This window comes from Catenuloplanes atrovinosus (assembly GCF_031458235.1).
GTDB classification, from domain to species: domain Bacteria; phylum Actinomycetota; class Actinomycetes; order Mycobacteriales; family Micromonosporaceae; genus Catenuloplanes; species Catenuloplanes atrovinosus.
In genome coordinates this window covers 8,310,947-8,335,415 of the sequence record NZ_JAVDYB010000001.1, presented here as the reverse complement: position 1 = coordinate 8,335,415, position 24,469 = coordinate 8,310,947, and the positions used below count along the sequence as shown (strand labels likewise).

Genomic DNA, 24,469 nt, shown 5'->3' with positions numbered 1-24,469 from the left:
GCCTCAGCGCAGCGGGAAGTCGCGCCGGGGCTGCCAGGCCCCTTCGCCGCCGTGCAGGAACAGCGTGAACGAGTCGACCTCGAAGCGCGCCTCGAAGTCCGCCAGATCCTCGTACGCCGCGTCCAGCGCCTCCGGCGTCACGTCCTGCGCGATCGTGACGTGCGGGTGGTACGGGTACTTCAGCCGCCGGTCGATCTCGTCCGCCGCCGCGATCGCCGAGGCCAGCCGCTCGCACTCGCCGATGCCGGTGGCGACCGCGACGAACACCACCTGGGTCAGCGGCCGGAACGTGCCGGTGCCGCGCAGGTGCAGCTCGAACGACGGGTGCGCGGACGCGACCGCGGCCAGGTGCTTCTCGATCGCGGGCAGCGCGTCCGCGTCGACCTCGGTCGGGCCGAGCAGCGTGACGTGCGCGGGCACGAACGCGGCCTGCGGATCACCGGCCTGGGCGCGGCGCTCGGTGAGCACGCTGCCCCAGGGTTCCGGGATGTCCACCGCCACGCCGACCTTGGTGGTGCGCGGCACCTACGCCTTCCCCGCGAGGAAGCCGACGCGGTCGTAGACGGTCGCCAGCGTGGCGGCCGAGACCTCCCGCGCCTTCGCCGCGCCCGCGGCCAGCACCTTGTCCAGCTGCGCCGGATCGTCCAGGTAGGCCCTGGTGCGCTCCTGGATCGGCGTGATGACGTCGACCACCACGGCGGCCAGGTCCTTCTTCAGGTCGCCGTAGCCCTTGCCGTCGTACGCCGCGGTCAGGTCCTCGATCGTCCGGCCGGTGAGCGCGGAGTAGATGGTCAGCAGGTTGGAGATGCCGGGCTTCTGCTCCGGGTCGAAGACGATGTCGCGGCCGGTGTCGGTGACCGCCGACCTGATCTTCTTGCCGGCCCGGGACGGCGTCTCCAGCAGCTCGATGATGCCGTTCGGCGAGGACGCCGACTTCGACATCTTCGCGGTGGGCTCCTGGAGATCCGTGATCTTCGCGGTGTCCTTGATGATGAACGGCGCCGGGACCGTGAACGTCGGGCCGAACCGGTGGTTGAAGCGCTGCGCCAGGTCGCGGGTCAGCTCCAGGTGCTGCCGCTGGTCCTCGCCGACCGGCACCGCGTCCGCCTGGTAGAGCAGGATGTCCGCGGCCTGCAGGATCGGGTACGTGAACAGGCCGACCGACGTGCTGTCCGCGCCCTGCTTCAGCGACTTGTCCTTGAACTGCGTCATCCGCCCGGCCTCGCCGAAGCCGGTGATGCAGTTCATCACCCAGGCCAGCTGCGCGTGCTCGGGCACGTGCGACTGCACGAAGAGCGTGCACCGCTCCGGGTCGAGGCCGATCGCGAGCAGCTGGGCGGCGGAGACGCGGGTGCGCTGGCGCAGCACGGCCGGGTCCTGCGCGACCGTGATCGCGTGCAGGTCGACCACCATGTAGAACGCGTCGTGCGTGTCCTGCAGCGGAACCCAGTTACGCAGCGCACCCAGGTAGTTGCCGAGGTGGAACGAGTCGGCGGTCGGCTGAATGCCGGAGAGCACCCGGGGACGCGGCGTTTCAGACATGGACACCATTCTGTCAGCGCGCCGGGAACCTTGTCACACAGGTATGGGTCGTACCCTGCGTGGAGAGAGTAGGTTGAAGATTCAACTAAGCTGACGGACGCCGGGAGGCCACGGTTGTTGGCACAACGCGACGAGGGAGTCGGCCGGGAGTCGGCACGCGACGAGGACGAGCGCGCGCTCACCGAGATCTACCACGCCTGCTACCGGCGGCTCGTGACCCAGGTCTACGCCTTCACCACCGACCTGACCGAGGCGCAGGACGTGGTGCAGGAGGCCTTCGCCCGCGCCCTGGCCCGGCCCGGCACGCTCACCTCGCTGGACAACCCGGAGGCCTGGCTGCGCACCGTCGCGATCAACGTGATCCGCCGGCGCTGGCGGCGGCGGAAGCTGCTCGACACGATCCTGATGCGGGACCGCCCGCTGATCGAGGCCGTCTCGCCGCCGCCCGGCCCGGAGCGCCCGGACGTGCACGCGGCGCTGGCCCGGATCCCGGCCGGTTACCGTCAGGTGATCACCCTGCACTACTTCGCCGACCTGCCGGTGGAGGAGATCGCCCAGCTCCTCGACCTGCCCACCGGCACGGTCAAGTCCCGCCTCCACCGGGGCCGGGCCGCGATGTCCGAACTGCTCGCGGACTACCCCGGGCACGCACCGGAACAGGCGCCCGCGGCGCCGGAGAAGACCATGCCGAGACCAGCGACGGTACGACGTACGCCCGCGACCCTGCCCGGCCAGGTCGCGGCCGCGGGGGTGGAGGTGGTCCGTGCCCGCTGACCGGCACGACGACGACATCCTGGACGCGCGCCTCGACGCCGCCCGCAACGATGTGCTCGGCCGCATCGACCAGCCGCCGATCGGCGCGCTGCGCGCCCGGGCGCACGCCCACCGCGTCCGGCGCCGCCGCGTCGCCACCGCCGCGGTCGCCACGCTCGCGGTCCTGACCGGCGGCGCGGTCGCGCTGCGCCCCCAGCTCGGCGGCGACGGCACGGACCGGGAGCCGGGCATCGCGGCCGCGCCGGTCTCCGTGGCGCCGTCGCCGAGCGAGTTCCGGATCACCAGCGGCGGCATCACGCTGATCGGCCTGGAGGACGGCGCCGAGGTGGCGAACCTGCCGGGCCGGATCGGCCAGGTCGCGTTCGTGGACGAGTCGACCGGCTACGTGCTGAACGACTGCACCGGCGACCCGGCCTGCGCGCGCACGCTGGCCCGCACCACGGACGGCGGCCGGCACTGGGAGACCAGCCCGGTCGACCCGGACGTGGAGGTCACCGAGCTCAACGCGTTCCCCGGCGGCACCGTGGTGCTCGGCACCGCCTACGGGTCGCTGGTCTCCGACAACTCCGGCCGCGACTGGCGGCGGGTGCCGCACGAGGGCGCGTCCACCGGCGCGATGACCGACGGCGACGTGATGTGCCGCCGCCGGCAGGACGGCGCGTTCAAGACCGCGGCGCTCTCCACCGGCGGGCGCGCGGTCGCGCTCGCCACCCAGCCCGCGCTGGACGTGCGCTGGGTCGCGCCGGCCGCCACCGCCGCGCGCGCCTGGTGGGTCGCGGGCGTCGACCACGACGGCCGGGCCGCGGTCGCGGTCACCTACGACTCCGGCAAGAGCTGGCGGCTGCGGTCGTTCGAGGAGGGCGACGTCGGCGGCATCTCGGTCGCGGTGCACGACCGGGACGTCTACGTGATCGTCACGGGTGCGGACGGCGCGCTGCGGGCCATCCACCACTCCACGGACGGCGACCACTTCGACCGCACCCGCACCGGCGGCGCCCAGGCCCAGCCCGGCTCCGTCTCCGGCGAGGCCGTGCCGCTGCCGGACGGCCGGCTGCTGATCGCCGGCGGCGACGGGACGTGGTGGGTCAGCTCCGACCACGGCACCACGTTCGGAAGGCTCAGCGGTGCGCTGCCGCCGGTCGGCGAGCTGCGCCGCACCGCGGCCGGGTGGGTCGCCGACGACCTCTACAGCGCCGGCTACGTCGCGTTCTCCACCGACGGCGTCACCTGGCGAAAGCTCTGGATCACCTGACGCGCTCGCCCTTCTGAGCGCGAACCGCGGCGCGGCCCCGGGCACCCGCCCGGGGCCGCGCCGTTCGTGCTCAGAGCCGGTGCGCGCCCGGCGCGGCGGTGGCGGTGAACGTGGTCGGCGGCGTGAACGAGCGGGCCGCGTACGCCTTCTCCACCGCGCCCCGGACCTCGTCCGCCGCCGACGTCTCGACCAGCGCGAGCACGCACCCGCCGAAGCCGCCGCCGGTCATCCGGGCGCCGTACGCCCCGGCCTCCAGGGCCGCGGCCACGGCCACGTCCACCTGCTCCACCGTGATCTCGAAGTCGTCCCGCATGGACGCGTGCGACGCGGTCATCAGCGGGCCGATGCCGCGCACGTCGCCCGCGCGCAGCAGCTCCACCGTGCGCAGCACCCGGTCGTCCTCCGTGACGATGTGCCGGGTCCGGCGCCGCAGCACCTCGTCGTCCAGCCGGGCCAGCGCGTCGTCCAGCCCGTCCAGCGGCACGTCGCGCAGCGCGGGCACGCCGAGCGCGGACGCGGCCGCCTCGCAGCTCGCGCGCCGGGCCGCGTACTCGCCGTCGACGAGCTGGTGCGGCGCGTTGCTGTTGATCACCAGGATGGCGAGGCCGGCCGCGGCCAGGTCGAACGGGATGTGCTCGACCTCCAGGCTGCGGCAGTCCAGGAACAGCGCGTGGCCCTCCCGGCAGCGGATCGACGCGGACTGGTCCAGGATGCCGCTGGGCATGCCCACGTACCGGTTCTCGCCGAGCTGCGCGATCGCGGGCCGCTCCTCCACCGGCACGTCCAGGCCGCCGAGGTCGATCAGCGCGCCGAGCACCGCGGACTCCAGCGAGGCGGAGGAGGACAGGCCGGCGCCGAGCGGCACGTCCGACGTGATCGCCAGGCGGGCGCCGGGCGCCTCGTACCCCCGCTCGCGCAGCGCCCACACCACGGAGGCCACGTACGCGCCCCAGCCCTCCACCGCACCGGGCGTGAGGTCGTCCACGGTGAACCGGATCGTCTCGCCGGTCAGCGCGGACCACGCCTCCCAGACGCCGTCCTCACCGCGGGCGGCGGCCACCTCGGTGCGCTGCGGGATGGCGAAGGGCAGCACGAACCCGTCGTTGTAGTCGGTGTGCTCCCCGATCAGGTTTACCCGCCCCGGCGCCACCCACGTGCCCTCCGGCACACCCCCGAAGATGTCCCCGAAGCTCATGCCGGACCGTCCTTGCCGCCGCGGTATTCGTGTGGTCGGCGCTGAGCCGATGATTCACTCGCACGCTCGCTCATGCCGCCACATGCTCCCGGTAGAAGGTCCAGGCGTCGCCGATCATCGCCTGGAGCGTCGGCTTGGCCGGGACCCACCCCAGCTCCGCGCGCGCCCGGCCGGACGACGCGACCAGGATCGCCGGATCGCCGTCGCGGCGCGGCGCCACCTCGACCGGCAGCTCGTGGCCGGTGACCTCGCGGACCGTCTCCGCCACCTCGCGGTTGGAGAAGCCCTGGCCGTTGCCGAGGTTGTAGAACCGGTGCTCGCCCGGCTTGGACGTCTCCAGCGCCAGCAGGTGCGCCCGGGCCAGGTCCTCCACGTGGATGTAGTCGCGCACGCAGGTACCGTCCGGGGTGGGGTAGTCGTCGCCGAACAGCGTGAGCTTCTCCCGCTTGCCGGCCGCCACCTCCAGCGCGATCGGGATCAGGTGCGTCTCCGGGTCGTGCCGCTCGCCGATCGCCCGGTCGTCCCGGATGTACGCCCCCGCGACGTTGAAGTAGCGCAGCGACGTGACGCCGAGCTGGTGCGCGAACGCCTCCGAGGTGAGCGCCATGTCGAAGGCCAGCTTGGTCGCACCGTACGTGCTGGTCGGCTTCGTCTCGGCGGCCTCGGTGATCGGGATCTCGGCCGGGTTGCCGTAGCAGGCGGCGGTGGACGAGAAGACGAAGCGGGGCACGCCGGCCGCGCGCACCGCGTCGAGCAGCGCCAGCGAGCCGACCACGTTGTGCTGCCAGTAGAGCTCCGGCTTGACCATCGACTCACCGGCCGCGATCAGCCCGGCGAAGTGGAGCACCCCGTCGAACCCGGCGCCCGGCGTGAGTACCGTGGCAGCGTCCTTGATGTCGGCCTGGACGAACGTCGCGTCCGGGGCGACCGACTCGGCGTGCCCGGTGATCAGGCTGTCGAGGACGGTCACCTCGTGCCCGGCGTCGAGCAGCAGCCGGCTGACGACGCTGCCGATGTATCCGGCACCGCCGGTGACGAGCAGTTTCACGTCCGTGGCCTCCTAGGTCGGACCTGGTTGTCGGTGAGGGTCCCAGGCTCCGATCATAGTTCCACCACATTCGCTCAAGAGTCAACAGATTCAAACATCACGGGTACGCGAAAGGGCCGCCCCATGCGGAGCGGCCCCGGTGCGGCGCTCAGCCGGCCTCGCGGATGATCCCCGCGCCGACGGTCCGGTTCGTGGTCTCGTCGATCAGGATGAAGCCGCCGGTGGTGCGGTTGCGCCGGTACTCGTCGGCGAGCAGCGGCACGGTGGTGCGCAGCCGCACCCGGCCGATCTCGTTCAGCCGCAGCTCGGTCGCGCCCTCGTTGCGGTGCAGCGTGTTCACGTCGATCTGGTACTGCAGGCCGCGCACCACGGCCCGCGCGGTCCGGGTGGTGTGCTTTATCGCGTACTTCCCGCCCACGGTCAGCGGCCGCGACTCGTCCATCCAGCAGATCATGGCCTCGATGTCCTGGGCCGGCGTCGGCTGGTTGTGCGGGCGGCAGATCATGTCGCCGCGGGAGATGTCGATCTCGTCCTCCAGCCGCACGGTCACCGACATCGGCGGGAACGCCTGCGCGACCGGGCCGTCCGCGGTGTCGATCGACGCGATCTTCGAGGTCAGGCCGGACGGCAGCACCATCACGTCGTCGCCCGGCTTGAGCACGCCGGACGCGACCTGGCCGGCGTAGCCGCGGTAGTCGGTGACCGTGGTCGACTGCGGGCGGATCACGTACTGCACCGGGAAGCGCACGTCGACCAGGTTGCGGTCGGAGGCGATGTGCACGCGCTCCAGGTGGTGCAGCAGCGACGGGCCGTCGTACCACGGCGACTTCTCGGACCGGGTGACGATGTTGTCGCCGTGCAGCGCGGAGATCGGCACGACCGAGAGGTCCGGCGCGTCCAGCTTCGCCGCGAACGAGGTGAACTCGTCCGCGATCCGCTCGTAGACCGCCTGGTCCCAGTCGACCAGGTCCATCTTGTTGACGCACAGCACCAGGTGCGGCACACGCAGCAGCGAGCACAGGAACGCGTGCCGCCGGGACTGCTCCACCAGGCCCTTGCGCGCGTCCACCAGGATCAGCGCCAGGTCGGCGGTGGACGCGCCGGTCACCATGTTCCGCGTGTACTGGATGTGCCCGGGCGTGTCCGCGATGATGAACTTCCGCCGCGGGGTGGAGAAGTACCGGTACGCGACGTCGATCGTGATGCCCTGCTCCCGTTCGGCCCGCAGGCCGTCGGTGAGCAGCGCGAGGTTGGTGTACTCGTCGCCGCGCGCCGCGGAGACCGCCTCGACGGCCTCCAGTTGGTCGGTGAACAGCGACTTGGTGTCGTAGAGCAGCCGGCCGATCAGCGTGGACTTGCCGTCGTCCACCGAGCCGGCGGTGGCGAAGCGCAGCAGGTCCACGGTACGGCTCTCGTCCGCCACCGGTGCAGGTGCAGGTGCAGTCATGGTCTAGAAGTAGCCTTCCCGCTTACGGTCTTCCATCGACGCCTCGCTCACCCGGTCGTCGCCCCGGGTCGCGCCCCGCTCGGTCAGCCGGGTGGCCGCGACCTCCGCGATCACCTTCTCCACCGTGTCCGCGTCCGACTCGACGGCCGCGGTCAGCGACGCGTCGCCGACGGTCCGGTACCGCACCCGCTTGGTGACGATCTCCTCGCCGTCGCGGGCGTGCAGGTACTCGTTCACCGCGTAGAGCATGCCGTCCCGGACCACCACGTCGCGATCGTGCGCGTAGTAGATCGACGGCAGCTCGATCCGCTCCCGCGCGATGTACCGCCAGATGTCCAACTCGGTCCAGTTGGACAGCGGGAACACCCGGATCGACTCGCCGGGCTGGTGCCGGCCGTTGTAGAGCGACCACAGCTCGGGGCGCTGGTTCTTCGGGTCCCACTGGCCGAAGTCGTCGCGGAACGAGTAGACCCGCTCCTTGGCGCGCGCCTTCTCCTCGTCCCGGCGCGCGCCGCCGAACAGCGCGTCGAACCGGTACTTCTCCTGCGCGGCCAGCAGCACCGGCGTCTGGATGCGGTTGCGCGTGCCGTCGGCCGGCTCGCGGACCAGGCCCGACTCGATCGCCTCGGGCACGGACGCGACCACCAGGTTCAGCCCGAGCTGGGCCACCCGGCGGTCCCGGTACTCCAGGACCTCCGGGAAGTTGTGGCCGGTGTCCACGTGCATGACCGGGAACGGGATGCGCGCGGGGGCGAACGCCTTCTCCGCCAGGCGCAGCATCACGATCGAGTCCTTGCCACCGGAGAAGAGCAGCGCCGGGCGCTCGAACTCGGCGACCACCTCGCGCATCACGAAGATGCTCTCCGCCTCGAGGGCATCCAGGTGCGAGACCCTATATGTCGGAGTCTGGCTCATTCCCGACCCTTCTCCAATTCCCGACTAAGCCGGTTGGTCAAGTGCTGAAGTCTGTCCATCACGGTACCCGCAGGTGGCCGCGGAGTGCGGAAAGCAACCGAGGAGCGAGATCCTTGCGGCAGACGACCAGGTCCGGGAGCCGGGGATTGGCGCCGTTATATTCCAGCGCAGAGCCGTCCACACGGCTAGCGTGCAGGCCCGTGGCCGTCGCCACAGCCACCGGCGCGGCCGAGTCCCACTCGTACTGGCCGCCCGCGTGCACGTACGCGTCGACCTCCCCGCCGATCACCGCCGCGATCTTGGCGCCGGCCGACCCCATCGGCACCAGCTCCGCGCCGACCTCCTCGGCCAGCGCGGTCAGGAACGCGGGCGGGCGGGACCGGCTCGCGGCCAGCCGGATCCGGCCACCGGTGGCGGACCCGACCGGCATCGGCGGGTACGCCGGCGGGTGATCGGTGGCCAGCACCCGGTGCTGCCCGGGCAGCGCCACCGCGCCCGCGGCCAGCCGGTGCCGGTGCGCGCAGTCCGCGCTCCACAGCGCCACGTGCACGGCCCAGTCGACGCGGCCGGCCTCGGAGAACTCGCGCGTGCCGTCGAGCGGGTCGATGATCCAGACCCGCTTCGCGTCGAGCCGGGTGCCGCCGCCGGCCAGCACGCCGCGCGCGCCGTCGTCCTCCTCGGAGAGCACCGCGTCGGACGGCCGCCACCGGGCCAGCTCGGACAGCAGGAAGTCGTGGGCGCGCTTGTCACCGGCGGCCTTCAGCGCGGCCGGGTCCTCGTGACCCACCTCCGCGCGCACCTCCATCAGCAGCTGACCGGCGCGACCGGCCAGCCACCGGGCGAACTCGCCGTCGATCACCGGCGGGCTCTCGTTACTCGGACTCTCACCCATGCCTCGTCCACCATTCGCCTCGAAGCCCCTCGCGGGCGCCGTCTCAGTAGGCGCCGGAGGAGCGGGCCACCACGGCCACCGTGCGCAGCAGGATCGTCAAATCCAGTGACAGTGACCAATTCTCCACGTAACTCAGATCTAACCGCACGGCCTCGTCCCAGGTGAGATCCGAGCGGCCGGACACCTGCCACAGCCCCGTCATCCCCGGCTTGACCACCAGCCTGCGCCGGGCGTCGTCCGGGTACGCGGCCACCTCGGCCGGCAGCGGCGGCCGCGGTCCCACCAGCGACATCTCCCCGCGCAGCACGTTCAGCAGTTGCGGCAGCTCGTCCAGGGAGAGCCGGCGCAGCCAGCGCCCGACCGGCGTGACCCGGGGATCGTCACGAATCTTGAAGAGCACCCCGTCGTGCTCGTTGAGGTGGCGCAGTTCGGCCAGCCGGGCCTCCGCGTCCGGGTACATGCTGCGGAACTTGTACATCAGGAACTCGCGCCCGTCGCGACCGACCCGGACCTGCCGGAACAGTACCGGCCCCGGCGAGGTGAGCCGCACCGCGACCGCGAGCAGCAGCATCAGTGGCGCGCCGGCCAGCAGCAGCACGGCCGCGCCGGCCCGGTCCACGATCTCCTTCACCACCCGGGTGGCGCCGTCCAGCCGCGGGTGGTCCACGTGCAGCATCGGCAGCCCGTCGACCGGCCGCACCGTGGTCCGGGAGCCGGCCACGTCGATCAGCGCGCTCGCCACGATCAGGTCCGCCTCGTTGCGCTCCAGCCGCCAGGCCAGCCGCCGCAGCGCCTGGCCGTCCAGTTCCGGGCAGCTCAGCACGATGACGGTGTCCGCGGACGCGGCGTCCACCGCCTCGGCCACGTCGTCGAACGTGCCGTAGACCGGCAGCCCCACCGCGCCGTCGTGCCGGGGCGGCAGGCAGGCGCCGACCACCTCGTACCCGTGGTAGCGCTCGCGGCGCAGTTGACGGCTCATGTGGATCACGGCGAGCTCGTGCCCGACCAGGATCACCCGGCGCAGGCACTGTCCCCGGGTACGCGCCAGGTGCAGGCGCCGGCGCAGCACGAAGCGGACCGTGACGGTGGCCGCGGTGGCGACCGGCAGCGCCATCAGCACGTAGGAGCGGGCCAGCGGCAGTTCCAGCGCGTACGAGACGATCGCGGCCGTCGCGGTGAGCCCGAGCCCGGCCCGGATCACCCGCTGGTACTCGTCGATGCCGACGTAGAGGAAGCGGCGCTCGTAGCAGCGGCCGATCGCCAGCACCGTGATCAGCGCGATCGGCAGCAGCACGGAGAGCAGCGCGTAGACCTGGTTGTGCGTGGTGACCACCTGGCCGAAGCGCAGCCCGAACGCGAGTGCGCCGGCCAGCACGCCGACCGTGAGATCCGCGCCGAGCAACTGCCGGACGTAGCGGCCCTCCCAGCCGTACCGCCGCGAGGTGGCCGCGTGCCGGCCCGGCGTGCGGCGGCGCGGGCGGGTCGGCTCCTCGGACACCACCGGGCTGACCGGCGCCACCGTGCGGTCGAACTCGGCCTGGATCCGCTCCATCGACACCGTGGCGGCGTCGTCCCACCCGGCGGGCGTGCCGTCCGGCCAGGTCCGGGGCGGTTTCGCGGGCTGCCGGGGCGGCGCGGCCGGCGACGGGCTCGGAGGCTCCGGGGGATGGACCTCCTCGACCAGGATGCCGTCCGGGGTCACCCGGTAGAGCACCGGCCAGGTGGCGTCCGCGTCGCGCACCCGCCCCTGCTCCACCGTGCCTCACCCCCGCAGCCTGCGATGACGGCCGGTTTGTACCGGTCCGTCCAGGTGACCAACTCTCGATCACCTGGCGGCGTCACGGCTCCGGCGCGGAGGATGTGGACTTTCAGCGCGCGTGGTAGTGGTTCTGCGCGGGCTCCAGGCCCTTCTCGATGATCATCTCGGTGAAGTCGGCCGCGCGGTCCACCAGGAACTCCAGCTCCTTGCGCTCGGCGCCGGAGAAGTCGGAGAGCACGTAGTCGGCCGGGTCCTGCCGGCCGGGCGGGCGCCCCACGCCGAAGCGGACGCGCGCGTACTCCTTGGTGCCCAGCGACTTGGAGATCGAACGCAGCCCGTTGTGGCCGCCCTCGCCGCCGCCGCGCTTCGCGCGCAGCTCGCCGTACGGGATGTCCAGCTCGTCGTGCACCGCGATCACGTGCTCGACCGGGATCTTGTAGAACTGCGCCAGCGCGGCCGTGGGCCCGCCGGAGAGGTTCATGTAGGTCAGCGGCTTCGCCAGGACCAGCCGCGGTCCGCCGATGCCGAGGCGCCCCTCGGCCACGTCCGCCACCGCGCGCCGGTGCCGGCCGAACTTCCCGCCCACCCGCCGCGCCAGCAGGTCCGCGATCATGAAGCCGACGTTGTGCCGGTTCCCCGCGTACTCCTTACCGGGGTTGCCCAGGCCCACGATCAGCCACGGCGCGTCGACGGTCTCGTCGATCATGACTCCCCCTCAGGCTGAAGGCGCCCGCCCCCGGTCCGGGAGCGGGCGCCTCACATGGCTCGCGACGAAAGCGAAAGGTGTTACTCGGCGGTGGCCTCGGCCGGCTCCGCGCCGGCCTCGGCGGTGTCGCCCTCCAGGTCGGCGGCGGTCGGCGAGGCCGAGATGAGCGCGATGACCTGGGCCGGGTCGGCGACCAGCTCGGTGCCCTGCGGCAGCGGGATGTCACCGGCGGTGATCTGCGAGCCGGCCTCCAGGCCGTCGATCGAGACCTCCAGCGACTCCGGCAGGTGCAGAGCCTCGGCCGAGACCGACAGCGTGTCGCTCTCGTGCACGATCAGCGTGTTCTTCGCGGCCTCGCCGGTCAGCGTGACCGGGATGTCCACGGTGACCTTCTCGCCGCGCTTGACGATCAGCAGGTCGACGTGGTCGAACGAGTCCTTGATCGGGTCGCGCTGGATCGCCTTGGCCAGCGCCAGGATCGGGCTGCCGCCCGGGATGTCGATCGCGAAGATCTGGTTGGCGCCACCGTGCCGGATGGCGGCGGCGAACTCACGGGCGGGGAGCGCGATGTGCTGGGGCTTCTCGCCGTGCCCGTACAGCACGGCGGGGACCTTGCCGGCACGGCGGGTGCGGCGGGCGCCGCCCTTGCCGAACTCGGTGCGAAGCTCGGCGCTGATCTTTACCTCGGACACGGAAGTAACTCCTGATGCTTTCGTCGGGCTCGTGTGCGATGCTCACCCGGTCACGACCGGATGAAGTGGCTGCGGTGCCGGGCGAGAGGCGCGCTGGGCGCGGGGCCCAAGGCTCTCGAACGAGCCCGGAACACCGCGTCGATCACGATGCCTCCATGCGGCCAGTGCTTCGTCAGCATCGGCCCGCAGGGCACCCTCGCCGTGGCAACCTGACCAGTTTACCCACGGCGATTCGCCGCCCCGACGTGACCCCCGTTGCTCCGCACGCCGCGGCTGATCGCGACCGTCCGCACAAACGCTCTGTCGCCGGTCAGGGGGCCCGACCGGCGACAGTCCTACCGGTGTCAGTTGACACCATCAGCCACAACCGGCGGAGGGTTTTCGCCAGGAAGAACGGGTCGAACCCTAGGAAAGGCCACCGAACAGCGTGGTGACCGAGCCGTCGTCGAAGACCTCCCGGATCGCGCGAGCCAGCAGCGGCGCGATGGACAGCACGGTGATCTTGTCGAGCGTCTTCTCCGGCGGCAGCGGCAGCGTGTTGGTGACCACGATCTCGCTGATCGGGCCGTTCTTCAGCCGCTCGGTGGCCGGGTCGGAGAGCAGCGCGTGCGTCGCCGCGACCACGATGTCCGCCGCGCCGGAGTCGTGCAGGATGTCCGCGGCCTTCGCGATCGTGCCGCCGGTGTCGATCATGTCGTCCACGATCAGGCAGACCCGGCCCTCGACGTCGCCGACCACGCGGTTCGCCACCACCTGGTTCGGCTTCATCGGGTCGCGGGTCTTGTGGATGAACGCCAGCGGGCAACCGCCCAGCCGGTCGGTCCAGCGCTCCGCCACGCGCACCCGGCCGGAGTCCGGCGCGACCACGGTCATCGGACGGCCCTTGTACTTCTGCTCGACGTACGACGCCAGCGTGTCCATCGCGAAGAGGTGGTCGACCGGCCCGTCGAAGAAGCCCTGGATCTGCGCGGTGTGCAGGTCCACGGTCAAGATCCGGTTGGCGCCGGCGGTCTTCAGCAGGTCGGCGACCAGCCGCGCGGAGATCGGCTCCCGGCCGCGGTGCTTCTTGTCCTGCCGCGCGTACGGATAGAACGGCAGCACCACGGTGATCCGCTTGGCCGACCCGCGCTTCAGCGCGTCAACCATGATCAGGGTCTCCATGACCCAGCGGTTCACACCCTCGGTGACGGACTGGACGACGAACGCGTCCGATCCGCGCACCGACTCCTTGAAGCGGACGAAGATCTCGCCGTTCGCGAACTCGTACGAGTCGGACGGCGTCGGCGCGACCCCGAGGGTCTTGCCGATCTCCTGCGCGAGTTCCGGGAACCCCCGGCCGCTGAAGAGCATCAAGCTCTTACGGTTCTCCGCGACGATGCTGCCCATCGGCGTAACGCTCCCCGATCGAGGGTCTGACTGAGGTCACTGTCACCAGCGGACATCATCGTCGCCAGCAGAATGCAGTATCTCCCCGTCAGCTACCCGATCCATCGGGGTCCGCAACGTCGTTAGAAGCCTCACCCTGGCTTGCGCGCGCCCTGCCTGCGGCTTCGGCCGCCGCGGTGCCGGGCCGCCGGCGCTCCACCCAGCCCTCGATGTTGCGCTGCCGCGCGCGGGAGACGCCCAGCGCGCCGGGCGGCACGTCCTCGGTGATCGTCGATCCGGCCGCGGTGTAGGCACCGTCACCCACGGTGACCGGAGCCACGAACATGTTGTCGGCACCGGTGCGCGCGTGCGCGCCGATCACCGAGCGGTGCTTGTCGACGCCGTCGTAGTTGACGAACACCGTGGCCGCGCCGATGTTGGTCTGCTCGCCGATGGTGGCGTCGCCCACGTACGACAGGTGCGGCACCTTGCTGCCGGCGCCGATCTCCGAGTTCTTCGTCTCGACGAACGTGCCGACCTTCGCCTTCTCGTGCAGCCGCGACTTCGGGCGCAGGTACGCGTACGGCCCCACGCTCGCGCCCGCGCCGACCTCCGCGCCCACCGCGTGCGCGCGCAGCACGGTCGCGCCGGCGCCCACGGTGGTGTCGATCAGCGTCACGTCCGGGCCGACCGTCGCGCCGGCCGCCACGGACGACGTACCCCGGATCTGGGTGTTCTGGTCGATCACCGCGTCCGGCTCGACGCTCGCGGTGACGTCGATCCAGGTGGTGGCCGGGTCCAGGATCGCGACGCCGGAGCGCATCAGCGCGGTGTTGATCCGGTCGCGCAACCGCGCGCGCAGCCCGGCCAGCTCCACCCGGTCGTTGCAGCCGAGCGTCTCCTCCGGGTCGGCGGCCACGTGCACGCCGACCGGCTCGCCCGCGGCCGCGAGCAGCCCGAACACGTCGGTCAGGTACTCCTCGCCCTGGTCGTTGTCGGTGGACAGCTTGCCGAGCGTGGTCCGCAGGATCGCGGCGTCGAACGCGTAGATGCCCGCGTTCACCTCCGCGATCAGGCGCTCGGCCGCGGAGGCGTCGCGCTCCTCCACGATCCGCTCCAGCCCGCCGTCCGCGGCGCGCACGATGCGGCCCAGCCCGGTCGGGTCGGTCACGGACGCGGCCAGCACGGTCGCGGCGGCGCCGGCGGTCTCGTGCGCCTCGATCAGCGCGGCCACGGTCTCGCCGCGCAGCAGCGGCACGTCGCCGTTGAGCACCACCACGGTGCCGGTGAGGCCCGCGTCCAGCGACTCCAGCGCGATGCGGACCGCGTGCCCGGTGCCGTTCTGCCGCTCCTGGCGCACGGTCAGCGCGTCCGGCGCGATCTCGGCCAGCTGGTTCGGCACCGCGTCGCCGCCGTGGCCGACGACCACCAGCGTGCGGTCCGCGCCGGCGGACGCGGCGGCGGCCAGCACGTGGCCGACCAGCGTGCGGCCGAGCAGCGGGTGCAGGACCTTGGGAAGGCGGGACTTCATCCGCTTGCCCTCACCGGCGGCGAGGACGATGACGGTGCGGGGCCGGGCCTGGCTCACGGGATGCTCCGATTCTCCGCGTGGGGGCGGGGTGCGGCCCCATGCTAGGCCAGATGGGGCCACGGGGCCGGGCATCCCCCCAAGTCGCGAATCGGACGGTGACCCCGATCGAGTGCCGGGCCGGAGGATGATCGAGAAGCTCGGCCGCTAGGACTCGAACCTAGAATGTCGGGACCAAAACCCGAAGTGTTGCCAATTACACCACGGCCGATCGCAGCGCCCCGTCAGCCTAGCGCCTCCCGCCACCGGCACGGAATCGACATTGCCCCGCGCCGCCGCCGGAAACCGGCCCGCCCGGCATACCTGGCAGGATGGGCGGATGGCCGACGACACGCAGAGCGACCACGTCCGCACCCCGGAGGCCTCCCGCGCGTCCGTCCGCACCGCCAAGGGCGCGTCCCGGGTGCGCATGTCCGCCGCCCAGCGCCGCGAACAGCTGATCACGATCGGCCGCCAGCTCTTCGCGGAGCGCGGCTTCGACGCCACCTCGATCGAGGAGGTCGCCGCCCGCGCCCGGGTCTCCAAGCCGGTCGTCTACGAACACTTCGGCGGCAAGGAGGGCCTCTACGCCGTCGTCGTCGACCGCGAGGTCCGCGCGCTGCTCGACCGGATCACCACCGCGCTCACCGCCGGCCACCCCCGCGAACTGCTCGAACAGGCCGCCCTCGCGCTCCTCGACTACATCGAGGAGGAGACCGACGGCTTCCGCGTCCTCACCCGCGAGTCCCCCCTGCTGATCGCCGCCGGCAACTTCTCCAGCGTCATGAACGACGTCGCCCACCAGGTCGAGCACATCCTCGGCGCCGAGTTCAAGTCCCGCGGCTACGACCCCAAGCTCGCCGAGCTCTACTCGCAGGCACTGGTCGGCATGGTCGCGCTGGTCGGCCGCTGGTGGCTCGAGGTCCGCAAGCCCCGCAAGGAGACGGTCGCCGCCCACCTGGTCAACCTCTCCTGGAACGGCCTCTCCAACCTCGACGCCAAGCCGACCCTCATCACCCGCCCCGGCCGATAGCCGACCACCACATTCCCGATATACCCGCTTCCGGCGCGGTCCCGGTCCGCATGCTCCCGCGGGCACCGGTCGGCCGTGGCCGGCCTCCCTGCACGTCCCGCACCCGGTCACCCCGACCCGAGCCCCGTCGCTCTGCTTACCCGCCCGCCGCGAGACCCGTGCCCGGTTTGCTGTGCTTACCGGCTGCCGTAAGCCCGATTTGCTCTGCTTACCTCGCCGCCGCGAGGCCGCCCCACCGGCGCCCCACGACGCGGCACGGGCGATATATCCGCGTTCGCGGCGTGTCCGATTCGTCCAGGTAAGCAGAGCGAAGGCGCGCGGGATCAGCCCTTGGCCGGGGCCGCGCGGTTGTGCCGGAAGGCCTCCTCGGCGTCGGCCGACTCGCGGGGACCGGCCTTGTCGTAGAGCCCCGCCGTCAGGATCAGCGTGCCGAAGACCAGCGACACGATCACATTGACCATGGACCAGTTCATGACGTTCAGCTCGGTCTGCATGACCGCCATCCCGGCCAGGCCACCGGCCAGCAGCACCCAGCTGCCGTAGTAGTTGATCCAGTGGCTGATGTCGCCGCCGATCACGTAGCCGGCCACCAGGATCGCGCCGAGCACGATCGACAGCAGCGAGAACGCCATGTTCGTCTTCAGCCAGAGCGCCCAGATGTCCGCCCGGGAGAAGAACTCCTCACCGGCGGAGGCGATCGCGCCCATGATGCCGAACGCGAGGATGAAGACGCCGCACAGTCCGGACAGCGCCCGGTAGAACGGCCGCAGGGGGTGATTGATCGGGATGTGAGCCATGTCGCCCACCCTCCAAGCGCGCTTGTCTGCCATGGGTACGGGGTTCCCGCAGCCGCACGGGGTGACACCCGATCTCCATCCTTCCCCACGGCACCTGCGCATATGCACAAAACCGCCCAAGGTGCGAGGGCACCCTGGGCGGCGGCGACGGCGTCAGTGCGAGGTGGCGGCCTCACGGCGGACCGGGGCGCTGCGCGAGTAGAGACCCGCGGTGATCAGCAGCGTGCCGACCACGAACCACACGATCGTGGTGTTCACGGTGTGGTTGAGCACGTTCGCGTCGGTCCGGGTGATGGCCAGGAACAGCATGCCGATGACCAGCATGGCCCAGCCGAGGTACGTGTACGCCAGCGTGTCCGCGTTCCGCCCGATCACGGTGCCGAGCACCACGAGCGCGCCGATCGCGATGGACAGCAGCGAGTTCGCCAGGTTGGTGCCCTGGAGGAGCACCTCGCCGACGCCGATGCCGAGCGGCGCCTCGCCGCCGGTCTGGATCGCACCCAGCACGCCGAACACGATCATGTAGAGCCCGCTCAGGCCACCCACGATGCGGTAGATCGGCCGCAGCGGGTGGTTGACGGGCATGTGCGACGCCATCGGTCCTCAACCTCCAAGTGGGGCGCACGCCGGTCGCACGCCGCGATCATCCGAACCGAGATTGTGACGCACGCGCCGGGTGGGGTCTCCGCAGCCCCGGCGGTACGCGTCACACCTCACTACCCGTCGCCGAGCCGGTCGGCCAGCTCGAGCCAGGCCTCCTCGGCCTCGGCCAGCTCCGCCTGCACGGCCTTGAGCTGCGCGTCCAGGTCCGCGACCGCGGCGTAGTCGGTGGCGTTCGCGGCCAGGTCCTCGTGCAGCTTCGCCGCCTTCTGCTCCAGCCGGGCGACCGTCCGCTCCAGCTTGCCCAGTTCCTTCTTACCCGCGCGCACCTCGGCCGCCGACGGCCCGTCGGACCTCTCCGGCCGGTCGGCGCGCGGGGCCGCGGTGGCGGGCGCGGGTGACGGGCCGATCCGCTCCAGGTACTCGTCGATGCCGCCGACCAGGTGGGTGATCTTCCCGTCGCCGAGCAGCGCGTAGACCGTGTCGGTGACGCGCTCCACCAGGTACCGGTCGTGGCTGGCCACGATCAGCGTGCCCGGCCAGGTGTCCAGCAGGTCCTCCAGCGAGGCCAGCGTGTCCGTGTCCAGGTCGTTCGTCGGCTCGTCCAGCAGCAGCAGGTTCGGCTCCGCGGCCAGCAGGCGCAGTAGCTGCAGTCGCCGCCGCTCGCCGCCGGAGAGGTCGGAGACCGGCGTCCACAGCCGCCGGTCGGTGAACCCGAAGACCTCGGCCAGCTGCGACGCGGACAGCTCCCGGTCGCCGAGCTGGACCCGGCGGGCCACCTCCTCCACCGCCTCCAGCAGCCGCAGGTGCCCGGGCAACTCGTGCAGCTCCTGGGAGAGGAACGCGGCCTTCACGGTCTGGCCCCGCCGGAACACGCCGGAGTCCGGCCCCGTGATGCCCGCGAGCAGGCGCAGCAGCGTGGTCTTGCCCGCGCCGTTCGCGCCGAGCAGCGCGATCCGGTCGCCCGGCCCGATCCGCCAGGTCACGTCGGAGAGGATCTCCTTGGGGCCGGCGTGCAGCGTCACGTCCTCCAGGTCGTAGACCTGCTTGCCGAGCCGCGAGGTGGCCAGCCGGGTCAGCGACACCGAGTCGCGGACCGGCGGCACGTCCGCGATCAGCGCGTTCGCCGCGTCGATCCGGAACTGCGGCTTGGAGGTGCGCGCCGGCGGCCCCCGGCGCAGCCAGGCGATCTCCTTGCGCAGCAGGTTCTGCCGGCGTGCCTCGACCGCGGCAGCGACCCGCTCGCGCTCGGCCCGGGCCAGCGTCCACGCGGCGTACCCGCCCTCGTAGGCGCGCACGGTCTGGTCGGCGACCTCCCAGGTGGCGGTGCAGACCGCGTCCAGGAACCAGCGGTCGTGGGTGACCACGACCAGCGCGCCGCGCCGCTTGAGCAGGTGCGCGGCCAGCCAGTTCACGCCGGCCACGTCCAGGTGGTTGGTCGGCTCGTCCAGGATCAGCAGATCGGCGGTACGGATCAGCAGCGCGGCCAGCGCGACCCGGCGGCGCTCGCCACCGGACATCGGGCCGACCGGCGCGTCCAGGCCCAGGTGCGGCATGCCGAGCCCGTCCAGCACCGCGCGCACGCCGGCGTCGCCGGCCCACTCGTGCTCCGCGCCGAAGCCCTCGTCCAGCCAGGCCGTGCCGAGCACCACGTCCCGTACCGTGGCCTCCGCGTGCAGCGTGAGCGCCTGCGGCAGCGAGGCCACGCGCAGGTCGCGGCGGTGCGTGACGCGGCCGTCGTCCGGCTCCTCCTGCTTGGTCAACACGCGCAGCAGCGTGCTCTTGCCGGCGCCGTTGAGCCCGACCACGCCGACGCGGTCGGTGTCCTCCAGGCCCAGCGACACGTTCGTGAGCAGCGCGCCGACCGCGCCGTACCCCTTGGAGACTCGGTCGAGGTTGACCAGGTTCGCCATAACTCCCCAGTGATTGCTACAGGATGCGGGCGCCGGGCACGGGACCGTGCGCGGTGCCGGCGGCGCGGCAGAGGCCGGACGCCTCGATCTCCGTGGTGAGCGTCTCCGCGTGCGCGGCGTCGCGGGCGAGGAACAGCACGGTCGGGCCGGAGCCGGAGACCAGGCTGGCGCAGGCGCCCGCGGCGAGACCGGCCTTGAGCAGGTCGGACAGCGCCGGGCGGAGCGAGAGCGCGGCCGCCTGCAGGTCGTTGCCGAGCGCGGCGGCCAGCACGGTCGGGTCCTTCTGCCGCAGCGCGGCCAGCAGCCCGTCCGCGCTGCCCAGCGGCTCGGGGCCGTCCAGCCCGGCGCGCAGCCGGTCCAGCTCGCGGTAGACCTCCGGCGTGGCCAGGCCGCCGTCCGCGACCGCGACCACCCAGTGCCACGAGTGCGGGCGGACCAGCACCGGGCTGATCGTCTCGCCGTGGCCGGTGCCGAGCGCGGTGCCGCCGTAGATCAGGAACGGCACGTCGGAGCCGAGCGTGGCCGCGACCTCGGCGAGCTGGTCGCGGGAGAGCCCGATGCCCCACAGCGCGTCGCAGGCGACCAGCGCGGCGGCCGCGTCCGCGCTGCCGCCGGCCAGGCCGGCCGCGAGCGGGATCTGCTTCTTCAGGTGCAGCCGGGCGTGCGCGGGGACGCGCGCGTAGTCGGCCAGCGCCTGCACCGCGCGGATGATCAGGTTGGTGCCGTCCAGCGCCAGCGTGCCGGCGCCCTCACCCTCCATGGTCAGGCTCAGCGTGTCGCCGCGCCGCGCGGTCAGCTCGTCGTAGAGCGAGATCGCCTGGTACACCGTGTTGAGCTCGTGGTAGCCGTCGTCGCGCAGCGGCCCGACGCCGAGGTGCAGGTTGATCTTCGCGGGGACGCGGACCCGCACCGGGCCCGCCGTCGCCATCCGGGGACGGTCGTCCTCCGGCCTCCAGGCCTCCGTCACCGATCGGCGCCCCGGCCCGGGACGGCACTGAGCCTCCAGAAGCGCGTGCCCACCGTGTCGATCATCGCCGCCCACCTCCTCGTCCGCTCGGCTGGGCGCAACTCTACCGCCACCGCGGTCCGGGGTCGGCGACCCGCTAGGACGCGGCGGCGATCGCGATGAACTGGTCCACGCCGAGTTGCTCGCCCCGGGTACGAGGGTCGATGCCCGCGGCGGCCAGCACCTTCTCCGCCCGGTCCGGCCCGCCGGCCCAGCCGGCCAGCGCCGCGCGCAGCGTCTTGCGCCGCTGCGCGAACGCCGCGTCGACGACCGCGAAGACCTTCTCCCTGGGTACGCCGCCCCGCGGCCGCTCGTGCCGGGCGAACGCGACCAGCCCGGAGTCCACGTTCGGCACCGGCCAGAACACGTTCGGCGGCACCTTCCCGGCCGGTCTGGCGCTGGCGTACCAGGCCAGCTTCACGGACGGCACGCCGTAGACCTTGGAGCCGGGCGCCGCGACCAGCCGGTCCGCCACCTCCTTCTGCACCATCACCAGGCCGGTGCGCAGGCTCGGCAGCGTGGCCAGCAGGTGCAGCACGACCGGGACCGCCACGTTGTACGGCAGGTTCGCGACCAGCGCGGTCGGCGCCGGCTCCGGCAGCGCGGTGACCCGCAGCGCGTCCAGGTGGTGCACGGTGAGCCGGTCCGCCCGGTCCGGCAGGCGCTCCGCGGCGGTGCGCGGCAGCCGTCCGGCCAGCACCGGGTCGATCTCCACGGCGTGCACGTGCCGCGCGGCGCCGAGCAGGCCCAGCGTGAGCGAGCCGAGCCCGGGGCCGACCTCCAGCGCCACGTCGTCCGGGCTCAGCCCGGCCGCGGCGACGATGCGGCGCACCGTGTTCGGGTCGTGGACGAAGTTCTGCCCGAGCTTCTTGGTCGGCGACACGCCGAGGCTGGCCGCCAGCTCGCGGATCTCCGCGGGGCCGAGTAGTCCGTCCATGACCAGCGATCCTAGGGCGCTCCCCGGCGGGTGGCCGGGGAGCGGTCCCGTGGTGGTGGAGCTAGCGCGCGTCCCGGAGGCTCGTGGTGAAGGCGCGCCATGAGCCGGGCGAGAAGGCCAGCACGGCGCCGGCCGGGTCCTTGGAGTCGCGGACCGCGATGAACGTACCGAGATTGTCCGCGACCTCGACGCATTGGTTCGCGCCACTGCGGCTTGACTTGCGCCAGCGGGCGCCCGACGAGTCAATCACTGCGATTCAACTCCCCTATCAGGCTGTCGATCATGACCGCTGAATCACCCTCACTCAGCGCCGACGCGGTAAGGCTAACCCAAACTTCTTCATAGGCCTCTATCTCGTGTGTTTTGTCGAGATAGATAGCCCCTGTGAGTGATTCGCTGTAGACCGTTGGAGGTTCTCTTCGCTCATTTCCCTCGGATGGAAATTCCAAAATCGTGAACGCACCGGCGACCGAGGCCCGATGCAGCCCGATCGCGAGCGGAAGGACGCGTATCGAGATATGTGGTTGTTCGCCCGCCTTCTGCAGGTACGCCAGCTGCCGCGCCATCACGCCGGGCGGGCCCGGGTCGCGGCGCAGCACGGTCTCGCAGACGATCGCCTCCAGCGCCGGCGGCTCCGGGAACGGCCTGGCCAGCAGCGACTGCCGCTCGGCGCGCAGGTCCACACGGCGGCGGCGCTCCTCGTCGCTCATCCCCGGCTGGTCGGCACGGATCGCCGCGTCCGCGTAGCCGCCGGACTGCAGCAGGCCCGGGACCAGCGACGGCTCGTACATGCGCAGCCGGGACGCGGCGGCCTCCATGCCCACGTACATCTCGAACCAGCGCGGGACCACGTCGCCGTACGAGTGCCACCAGCCCTTGGCCTTCGTCTCCTTGGCCAGCGCGACCAGCGCTTGCGTCATCTCCTCGGTCGCGCCGTAGCGCTCGCAGAGCACCTTGACGTCGGCGCCGCGCACCGGCACCGCGCCCTTCTCGATCCGCCACAGCTTCTGGATGGAGCACTCCAGCTCCGCGGCGGCGGCCTTCACCGTGACACCGGCCTGCTCACGCAGGCGGCGCAGGTATCTGCCCAGCTGACGGCGGGGAACCGTCGATCCCGGCTCGGCGTCCACGCGCTCTCCTCCGCTCATGGAATGCTCGGTCTTCCGTCATGGAATGCCTACCCACCGATCAAGGCGAAAGTCAATGGCGAGCGACGATTTCCGGCCTTCGAATATTGCGGGGCCGGTGCTCAACCCAAATGATTGGACGGCGCGGTCCGTCCCGGACCGCCGACGTCGACTGCCGCGGCCGGGCGGCACAACGACGGGGAAGCGACGCTGCCCCGATCGCGCCAGTCCGGGAGGTAAACGGTGTCGTACGGGCGAAGTCATCGCGATTCACGCTCAGGCGCTCCGCGCCGGGTCCTATTCTCTTCTCGCCGCCATCCGCCGGGGCAGACAAGATGAATGACTCTCGAATCACGTCGTCCGACGCCGGCCCACCGGGCGTCCGGCACATTCCTGATTCGGCCTGGCAGTGCGCGCGCTGCGGGTCCGAATGGCCGTGCGAGTCGTACAAGCGGACCGCGCTGCGCGATTATCGCCGCAACCGGGTGGCGCTGGCCATGCTGATGGCGACCTATCTGCACCGGTTCGCCCGGGACCGGCCGGCCGCGGAGTGCGTCCGCGCGGGCGCGCGCTTCCTGGGCTGGTGCCGCACCCGGCGGCCGGGCCGGGCGGCGTGGTGAGCCCGCGCGCCCGCCGGCCGGCACCCGCCGAGCCGATCGTGGGCGAGACGCTGTACCTGCGCGAGCAGGACTACCGGTTCGGCGTGGGCGCGCTGATCGCCACCGTGTCGTTCGTGGTGGACCTGGTGCACTTCGACAACGAGCCGTGGTGGCACATCCGGGCGTGGTGCCGCCGCGCCCCCTCCGACCCCGGCGCCCAGCGCGAACTCTACGTCCGCGCCCGCTCCGTCCCCGCCGCCCGCCACCCCGCCTGGCCCTGACCCCCACCCCCTCTCCGCGCCGATCTAGGGCTGATTCCCACACGTCGATCTCCAATCGCGTGAATCCGCCCTAGATCGGCGCTGTGGGCGGGGGCGGGCGGGGCGGGGCGGCGCGGGGCGGGGCGGCGCGGCGCGGGGCGGGGCGGCGCGGGGCGGCGGGGGGCGGGGGGTCAGTGCCAGAGGCCGAAGGCGCGGTCGCCGTTGGCGGAGACCGCCGCGCACAGCTCGGCCAGGTCGTGGCCGGTGGTGTCGGCGAGCACCCGCATGGTCAGCGGGATCAGGTAAGACGCGTTCGGCCGGCCCCGGTACGGCGTCGGCGTCAGATAGGGCGCGTCCGTCTCCACCAGCAGGTGCTCCGGCGGCGTGACGCGGGCCGCCTCGCGCAGCGTCCCGGCGCTGGCGAAGGTCACCGTCCCGGCGAAGCTGAGCAGGTATCCGCGGCGCACACACTCGGCCGCGAACTCCGCGTCGCCGGAGTAGCAGTGCAGCACCACGGTGTCCGGCGCGCCCTCGGAGTCGAGCACGCGCAGCACGTCCGCATGCGCGTCCCGGTCGTGGATGACCAGCGCCTTGCCGTACCGCTTGGCGAAGCCGATGTGCGCGCGGAAGCTCTCCTCCTGCGCGGCGCGCCCCTCCTCGCCGGTGCGGAACGTGTCCAGCCCGGTCTCGCCGATCGCCCGCACCCGCTCCCGCCCGGCCAGCGCCTCGATCTCCCGCAGCGCCTCGTCCAGGCCGGCGCCGAGCCGGGGCGCCTCGTTCGGGTGCAGCGCGACCGCGGCCAGCACGGCCGGGTGCGCCGCGGCCAGCTCCGCGCCCCACCGGGAGGACGCCACGTCCACGCCCACCTGCACCAGCCGGTCCACGCCGACCGCACGGGCGGCGTCCACCAGCCGCCGCACCGGGTCACCGTCGCCGGAGCCCGGCACGCCGGCCTCCTGCACGGTGATGTCCAGGTGGGTGTGGCTGTCGATCACCGGGACCGGCAGCGCGTCCGGCGCCGGCGGGAACTCGCCCATCCGGCG

At 72.3% G+C, this 24,469-nt stretch carries 25 protein-coding genes and 1 tRNA gene; 5 read left to right on the top strand and 21 right to left on the bottom strand.

What is annotated here, in order from left to right:
- Nucleotides 1-3: 3 nt before the first annotated feature.
- A complete protein-coding gene (locus J2S41_RS37270; protein WP_310375377.1) occupies nucleotides 4-525 on the bottom strand; it encodes a 2'-5' RNA ligase family protein in 522 nt (173 codons plus the stop codon).
- Nucleotides 526-1,542 carry a tryptophan--tRNA ligase gene (trpS, locus tag J2S41_RS37265; RefSeq protein WP_310375375.1) on the bottom strand — a complete coding sequence of 339 codons (1,017 nt, stop codon included), beginning with the start codon at nucleotides 1,540-1,542 and terminating at the stop codon, nucleotides 526-528. It lies immediately after the preceding gene.
- Between the two features lie 114 nt (nucleotides 1,543-1,656).
- Between trpS and J2S41_RS37260 the strand changes: the two genes are divergently transcribed.
- Together J2S41_RS37260 and J2S41_RS37255 are read left to right on the top strand one after the other, a co-directional pair.
- Nucleotides 1,657-2,316, top strand: a complete 660-nt coding sequence (locus tag J2S41_RS37260) for an RNA polymerase sigma factor (RefSeq protein ID WP_310375372.1) — start codon at nucleotides 1,657-1,659, stop codon at nucleotides 2,314-2,316.
- Nucleotides 2,306-3,568, top strand: coding sequence for a beta propeller repeat protein (locus tag J2S41_RS37255; protein WP_310375370.1), 1,263 nt, complete (start codon nucleotides 2,306-2,308; stop codon nucleotides 3,566-3,568). Before J2S41_RS37260 ends, J2S41_RS37255 begins: the two co-directional genes overlap by 11 nt.
- A gap of 70 nt (nucleotides 3,569-3,638) precedes the next feature.
- On the opposite strand, the gene galK is transcribed toward J2S41_RS37255, so the two are convergent.
- The 11 genes from galK to J2S41_RS37200 form a co-directional block, all read right to left on the bottom strand.
- Nucleotides 3,639-4,763, bottom strand: a complete 1,125-nt coding sequence (galK, locus tag J2S41_RS37250) for a galactokinase (RefSeq protein WP_310375369.1) — start codon at nucleotides 4,761-4,763, stop codon at nucleotides 3,639-3,641.
- Between the two features lie 70 nt (nucleotides 4,764-4,833).
- The gene (gene galE / locus J2S41_RS37245) at nucleotides 4,834-5,811 is read right to left on the bottom strand and encodes a UDP-glucose 4-epimerase GalE (RefSeq protein WP_310375368.1); all 978 of its coding nucleotides are present in this window, start codon (nucleotides 5,809-5,811) and stop codon (nucleotides 4,834-4,836) included.
- A 148-nt stretch (nucleotides 5,812-5,959) separates the two neighbouring features.
- On the bottom strand, nucleotides 5,960-7,258 hold the full coding sequence (gene cysN, locus J2S41_RS37240) for a sulfate adenylyltransferase subunit CysN (protein WP_310375367.1): 1,299 nt from the start codon (nucleotides 7,256-7,258) through the stop codon (nucleotides 5,960-5,962).
- A 3-nt stretch (nucleotides 7,259-7,261) separates the two neighbouring features.
- The gene (gene cysD, locus J2S41_RS37235) at nucleotides 7,262-8,173 is read right to left on the bottom strand and encodes a sulfate adenylyltransferase subunit CysD (protein ID WP_310375366.1); all 912 of its coding nucleotides are present in this window, start codon (nucleotides 8,171-8,173) and stop codon (nucleotides 7,262-7,264) included.
- A 58-nt stretch (nucleotides 8,174-8,231) separates the two neighbouring features.
- On the bottom strand, nucleotides 8,232-9,065 hold the full coding sequence (locus J2S41_RS37230) for a 3'(2'),5'-bisphosphate nucleotidase CysQ (protein ID WP_310375364.1): 834 nt from the start codon (nucleotides 9,063-9,065) through the stop codon (nucleotides 8,232-8,234).
- 43 nt (nucleotides 9,066-9,108) lie between these two features.
- Nucleotides 9,109-10,821 carry a sugar transferase gene (locus tag J2S41_RS37225; RefSeq protein ID WP_374728227.1) on the bottom strand — a complete coding sequence of 571 codons (1,713 nt, stop codon included), beginning with the start codon at nucleotides 10,819-10,821 and terminating at the stop codon, nucleotides 9,109-9,111.
- 112 nt (nucleotides 10,822-10,933) lie between these two features.
- On the bottom strand, nucleotides 10,934-11,530 hold the full coding sequence (pth, locus tag J2S41_RS37220) for an aminoacyl-tRNA hydrolase (protein WP_310375362.1): 597 nt from the start codon (nucleotides 11,528-11,530) through the stop codon (nucleotides 10,934-10,936).
- An 80-nt stretch (nucleotides 11,531-11,610) separates the two neighbouring features.
- A complete protein-coding gene (locus tag J2S41_RS37215) occupies nucleotides 11,611-12,222 on the bottom strand; it encodes a 50S ribosomal protein L25/general stress protein Ctc (protein WP_310375360.1) in 612 nt (203 codons plus the stop codon).
- A 405-nt stretch (nucleotides 12,223-12,627) separates the two neighbouring features.
- Nucleotides 12,628-13,608: a ribose-phosphate diphosphokinase gene (locus J2S41_RS37210; protein ID WP_310375358.1), complete on the bottom strand. Its 981-nt coding sequence runs from the start codon at nucleotides 13,606-13,608 to the stop codon at nucleotides 12,628-12,630.
- Between the two features lie 88 nt (nucleotides 13,609-13,696).
- Nucleotides 13,697-15,175 (bottom strand): bifunctional UDP-N-acetylglucosamine diphosphorylase/glucosamine-1-phosphate N-acetyltransferase GlmU, encoded by a 1,479-nt coding sequence (gene glmU, locus J2S41_RS37205; RefSeq protein ID WP_310375355.1) that lies wholly within the window; start codon nucleotides 15,173-15,175, stop codon nucleotides 13,697-13,699.
- 139 nt (nucleotides 15,176-15,314) lie between these two features.
- Nucleotides 15,315-15,386, bottom strand: a tRNA-Gln gene (locus tag J2S41_RS37200).
- Between the two features lie 108 nt (nucleotides 15,387-15,494).
- Here J2S41_RS37200 and J2S41_RS37195 point away from each other — a divergent pair.
- Nucleotides 15,495-16,187 (top strand): TetR family transcriptional regulator, encoded by a 693-nt coding sequence (locus tag J2S41_RS37195; protein WP_374728226.1) that lies wholly within the window; start codon nucleotides 15,495-15,497, stop codon nucleotides 16,185-16,187.
- Between the two features lie 323 nt (nucleotides 16,188-16,510).
- On the opposite strand, the gene J2S41_RS37190 is transcribed toward J2S41_RS37195, so the two are convergent.
- The 7 genes from J2S41_RS37190 to J2S41_RS37160 all read right to left on the bottom strand — a co-directional run bounded on the left by J2S41_RS37190 (nucleotide 16,511) and on the right by J2S41_RS37160 (nucleotide 22,570).
- The gene (locus tag J2S41_RS37190; RefSeq protein ID WP_310375354.1) at nucleotides 16,511-16,984 is read right to left on the bottom strand and encodes a DUF4383 domain-containing protein; all 474 of its coding nucleotides are present in this window, start codon (nucleotides 16,982-16,984) and stop codon (nucleotides 16,511-16,513) included.
- Between the two features lie 153 nt (nucleotides 16,985-17,137).
- Nucleotides 17,138-17,581 (bottom strand): DUF4383 domain-containing protein, encoded by a 444-nt coding sequence (locus J2S41_RS37185; RefSeq protein ID WP_310375353.1) that lies wholly within the window; start codon nucleotides 17,579-17,581, stop codon nucleotides 17,138-17,140.
- 119 nt (nucleotides 17,582-17,700) lie between these two features.
- Nucleotides 17,701-19,497, bottom strand: coding sequence for an ABC-F family ATP-binding cassette domain-containing protein (locus tag J2S41_RS37180; RefSeq protein WP_310375351.1), 1,797 nt, complete (start codon nucleotides 19,495-19,497; stop codon nucleotides 17,701-17,703).
- A 16-nt stretch (nucleotides 19,498-19,513) separates the two neighbouring features.
- A complete protein-coding gene (locus J2S41_RS37175; protein WP_310375349.1) occupies nucleotides 19,514-20,464 on the bottom strand; it encodes a 4-(cytidine 5'-diphospho)-2-C-methyl-D-erythritol kinase in 951 nt (316 codons plus the stop codon).
- Between the two features lie 136 nt (nucleotides 20,465-20,600).
- Entirely contained in the window at nucleotides 20,601-21,440 is an 840-nt protein-coding gene (rsmA, locus tag J2S41_RS37170) for a 16S rRNA (adenine(1518)-N(6)/adenine(1519)-N(6))-dimethyltransferase RsmA (protein WP_310375347.1), read from the bottom strand.
- A gap of 61 nt (nucleotides 21,441-21,501) precedes the next feature.
- Nucleotides 21,502-21,687, bottom strand: coding sequence for a DUF397 domain-containing protein (locus J2S41_RS37165; RefSeq protein ID WP_310376810.1), 186 nt, complete (start codon nucleotides 21,685-21,687; stop codon nucleotides 21,502-21,504).
- The gene (locus tag J2S41_RS37160) at nucleotides 21,683-22,570 is read right to left on the bottom strand and encodes a helix-turn-helix domain-containing protein (RefSeq protein WP_310375344.1); all 888 of its coding nucleotides are present in this window, start codon (nucleotides 22,568-22,570) and stop codon (nucleotides 21,683-21,685) included. Before J2S41_RS37160 ends, J2S41_RS37165 begins: the two co-directional genes overlap by 5 nt.
- Nucleotides 22,571-22,902: 332 nt before the next feature.
- Here J2S41_RS37160 and J2S41_RS37155 point away from each other — a divergent pair, with 332 nt between their 5' ends.
- Nucleotides 22,903-23,187 (top strand): flavin reductase, encoded by a 285-nt coding sequence (locus tag J2S41_RS37155; RefSeq protein ID WP_310375342.1) that lies wholly within the window; start codon nucleotides 22,903-22,905, stop codon nucleotides 23,185-23,187.
- The gene (locus J2S41_RS37150; protein WP_310375340.1) at nucleotides 23,151-23,447 is read left to right on the top strand and encodes a hypothetical protein; all 297 of its coding nucleotides are present in this window, start codon (nucleotides 23,151-23,153) and stop codon (nucleotides 23,445-23,447) included. Before J2S41_RS37155 ends, J2S41_RS37150 begins: the two co-directional genes overlap by 37 nt.
- Before the next feature lie 170 nt (nucleotides 23,448-23,617).
- Here J2S41_RS37150 and J2S41_RS37145 read toward each other — a convergent pair whose 3' ends face one another.
- Complete coding sequence (locus J2S41_RS37145; RefSeq protein ID WP_310376808.1) at nucleotides 23,618-24,463, bottom strand: TatD family hydrolase; 846 nt, start codon at nucleotides 24,461-24,463, stop codon at nucleotides 23,618-23,620.
- Between the last annotated feature and the right edge of the window lie 6 nt (nucleotides 24,464-24,469).

What these genes read in the sequence shown, in the direction of transcription:
- rsmA (WP_310375347.1), bottom strand. Translation starts at nt 21,440, where the DNA reads ATGGACGGACTACTCGGCCCCGCGGAGATCCGCGAGCTGGCGGCCAGC.
- J2S41_RS37190 (WP_310375354.1), bottom strand. Translation starts at nt 16,984, where the DNA reads ATGGCTCACATCCCGATCAATCACCCCCTGCGGCCGTTCTACCGGGCG.
- pth (WP_310375362.1), bottom strand. Translation starts at nt 11,530, where the DNA reads ATGATCGACGAGACCGTCGACGCGCCGTGGCTGATCGTGGGCCTGGGC.
- J2S41_RS37185 (WP_310375353.1), bottom strand. Translation starts at nt 17,581, where the DNA reads ATGGCGTCGCACATGCCCGTCAACCACCCGCTGCGGCCGATCTACCGC.
- cysD (WP_310375366.1), bottom strand. Translation starts at nt 8,173, where the DNA reads ATGAGCCAGACTCCGACATATAGGGTCTCGCACCTGGATGCCCTCGAG.
- J2S41_RS37155 (WP_310375342.1), top strand. Translation starts at nt 22,903, where the DNA reads ATGAATGACTCTCGAATCACGTCGTCCGACGCCGGCCCACCGGGCGTC.
- J2S41_RS37180 (WP_310375351.1), bottom strand. Translation starts at nt 19,497, where the DNA reads ATGGCGAACCTGGTCAACCTCGACCGAGTCTCCAAGGGGTACGGCGCG.
- cysN (WP_310375367.1), bottom strand. Translation starts at nt 7,258, where the DNA reads ATGACTGCACCTGCACCTGCACCGGTGGCGGACGAGAGCCGTACCGTG.
- J2S41_RS37230 (WP_310375364.1), bottom strand. Translation starts at nt 9,065, where the DNA reads ATGGGTGAGAGTCCGAGTAACGAGAGCCCGCCGGTGATCGACGGCGAG.
- J2S41_RS37210 (WP_310375358.1), bottom strand. Translation starts at nt 13,608, where the DNA reads ATGGGCAGCATCGTCGCGGAGAACCGTAAGAGCTTGATGCTCTTCAGC.
- galK (WP_310375369.1), bottom strand. Translation starts at nt 4,763, where the DNA reads ATGAGCTTCGGGGACATCTTCGGGGGTGTGCCGGAGGGCACGTGGGTG.
- trpS (WP_310375375.1), bottom strand. Translation starts at nt 1,542, where the DNA reads ATGTCTGAAACGCCGCGTCCCCGGGTGCTCTCCGGCATTCAGCCGACC.
- J2S41_RS37145 (WP_310376808.1), bottom strand. Translation starts at nt 24,463, where the DNA reads ATGGGCGAGTTCCCGCCGGCGCCGGACGCGCTGCCGGTCCCGGTGATC.
- J2S41_RS37195 (WP_374728226.1), top strand. Translation starts at nt 15,495, where the DNA reads ATGGCCGACGACACGCAGAGCGACCACGTCCGCACCCCGGAGGCCTCC.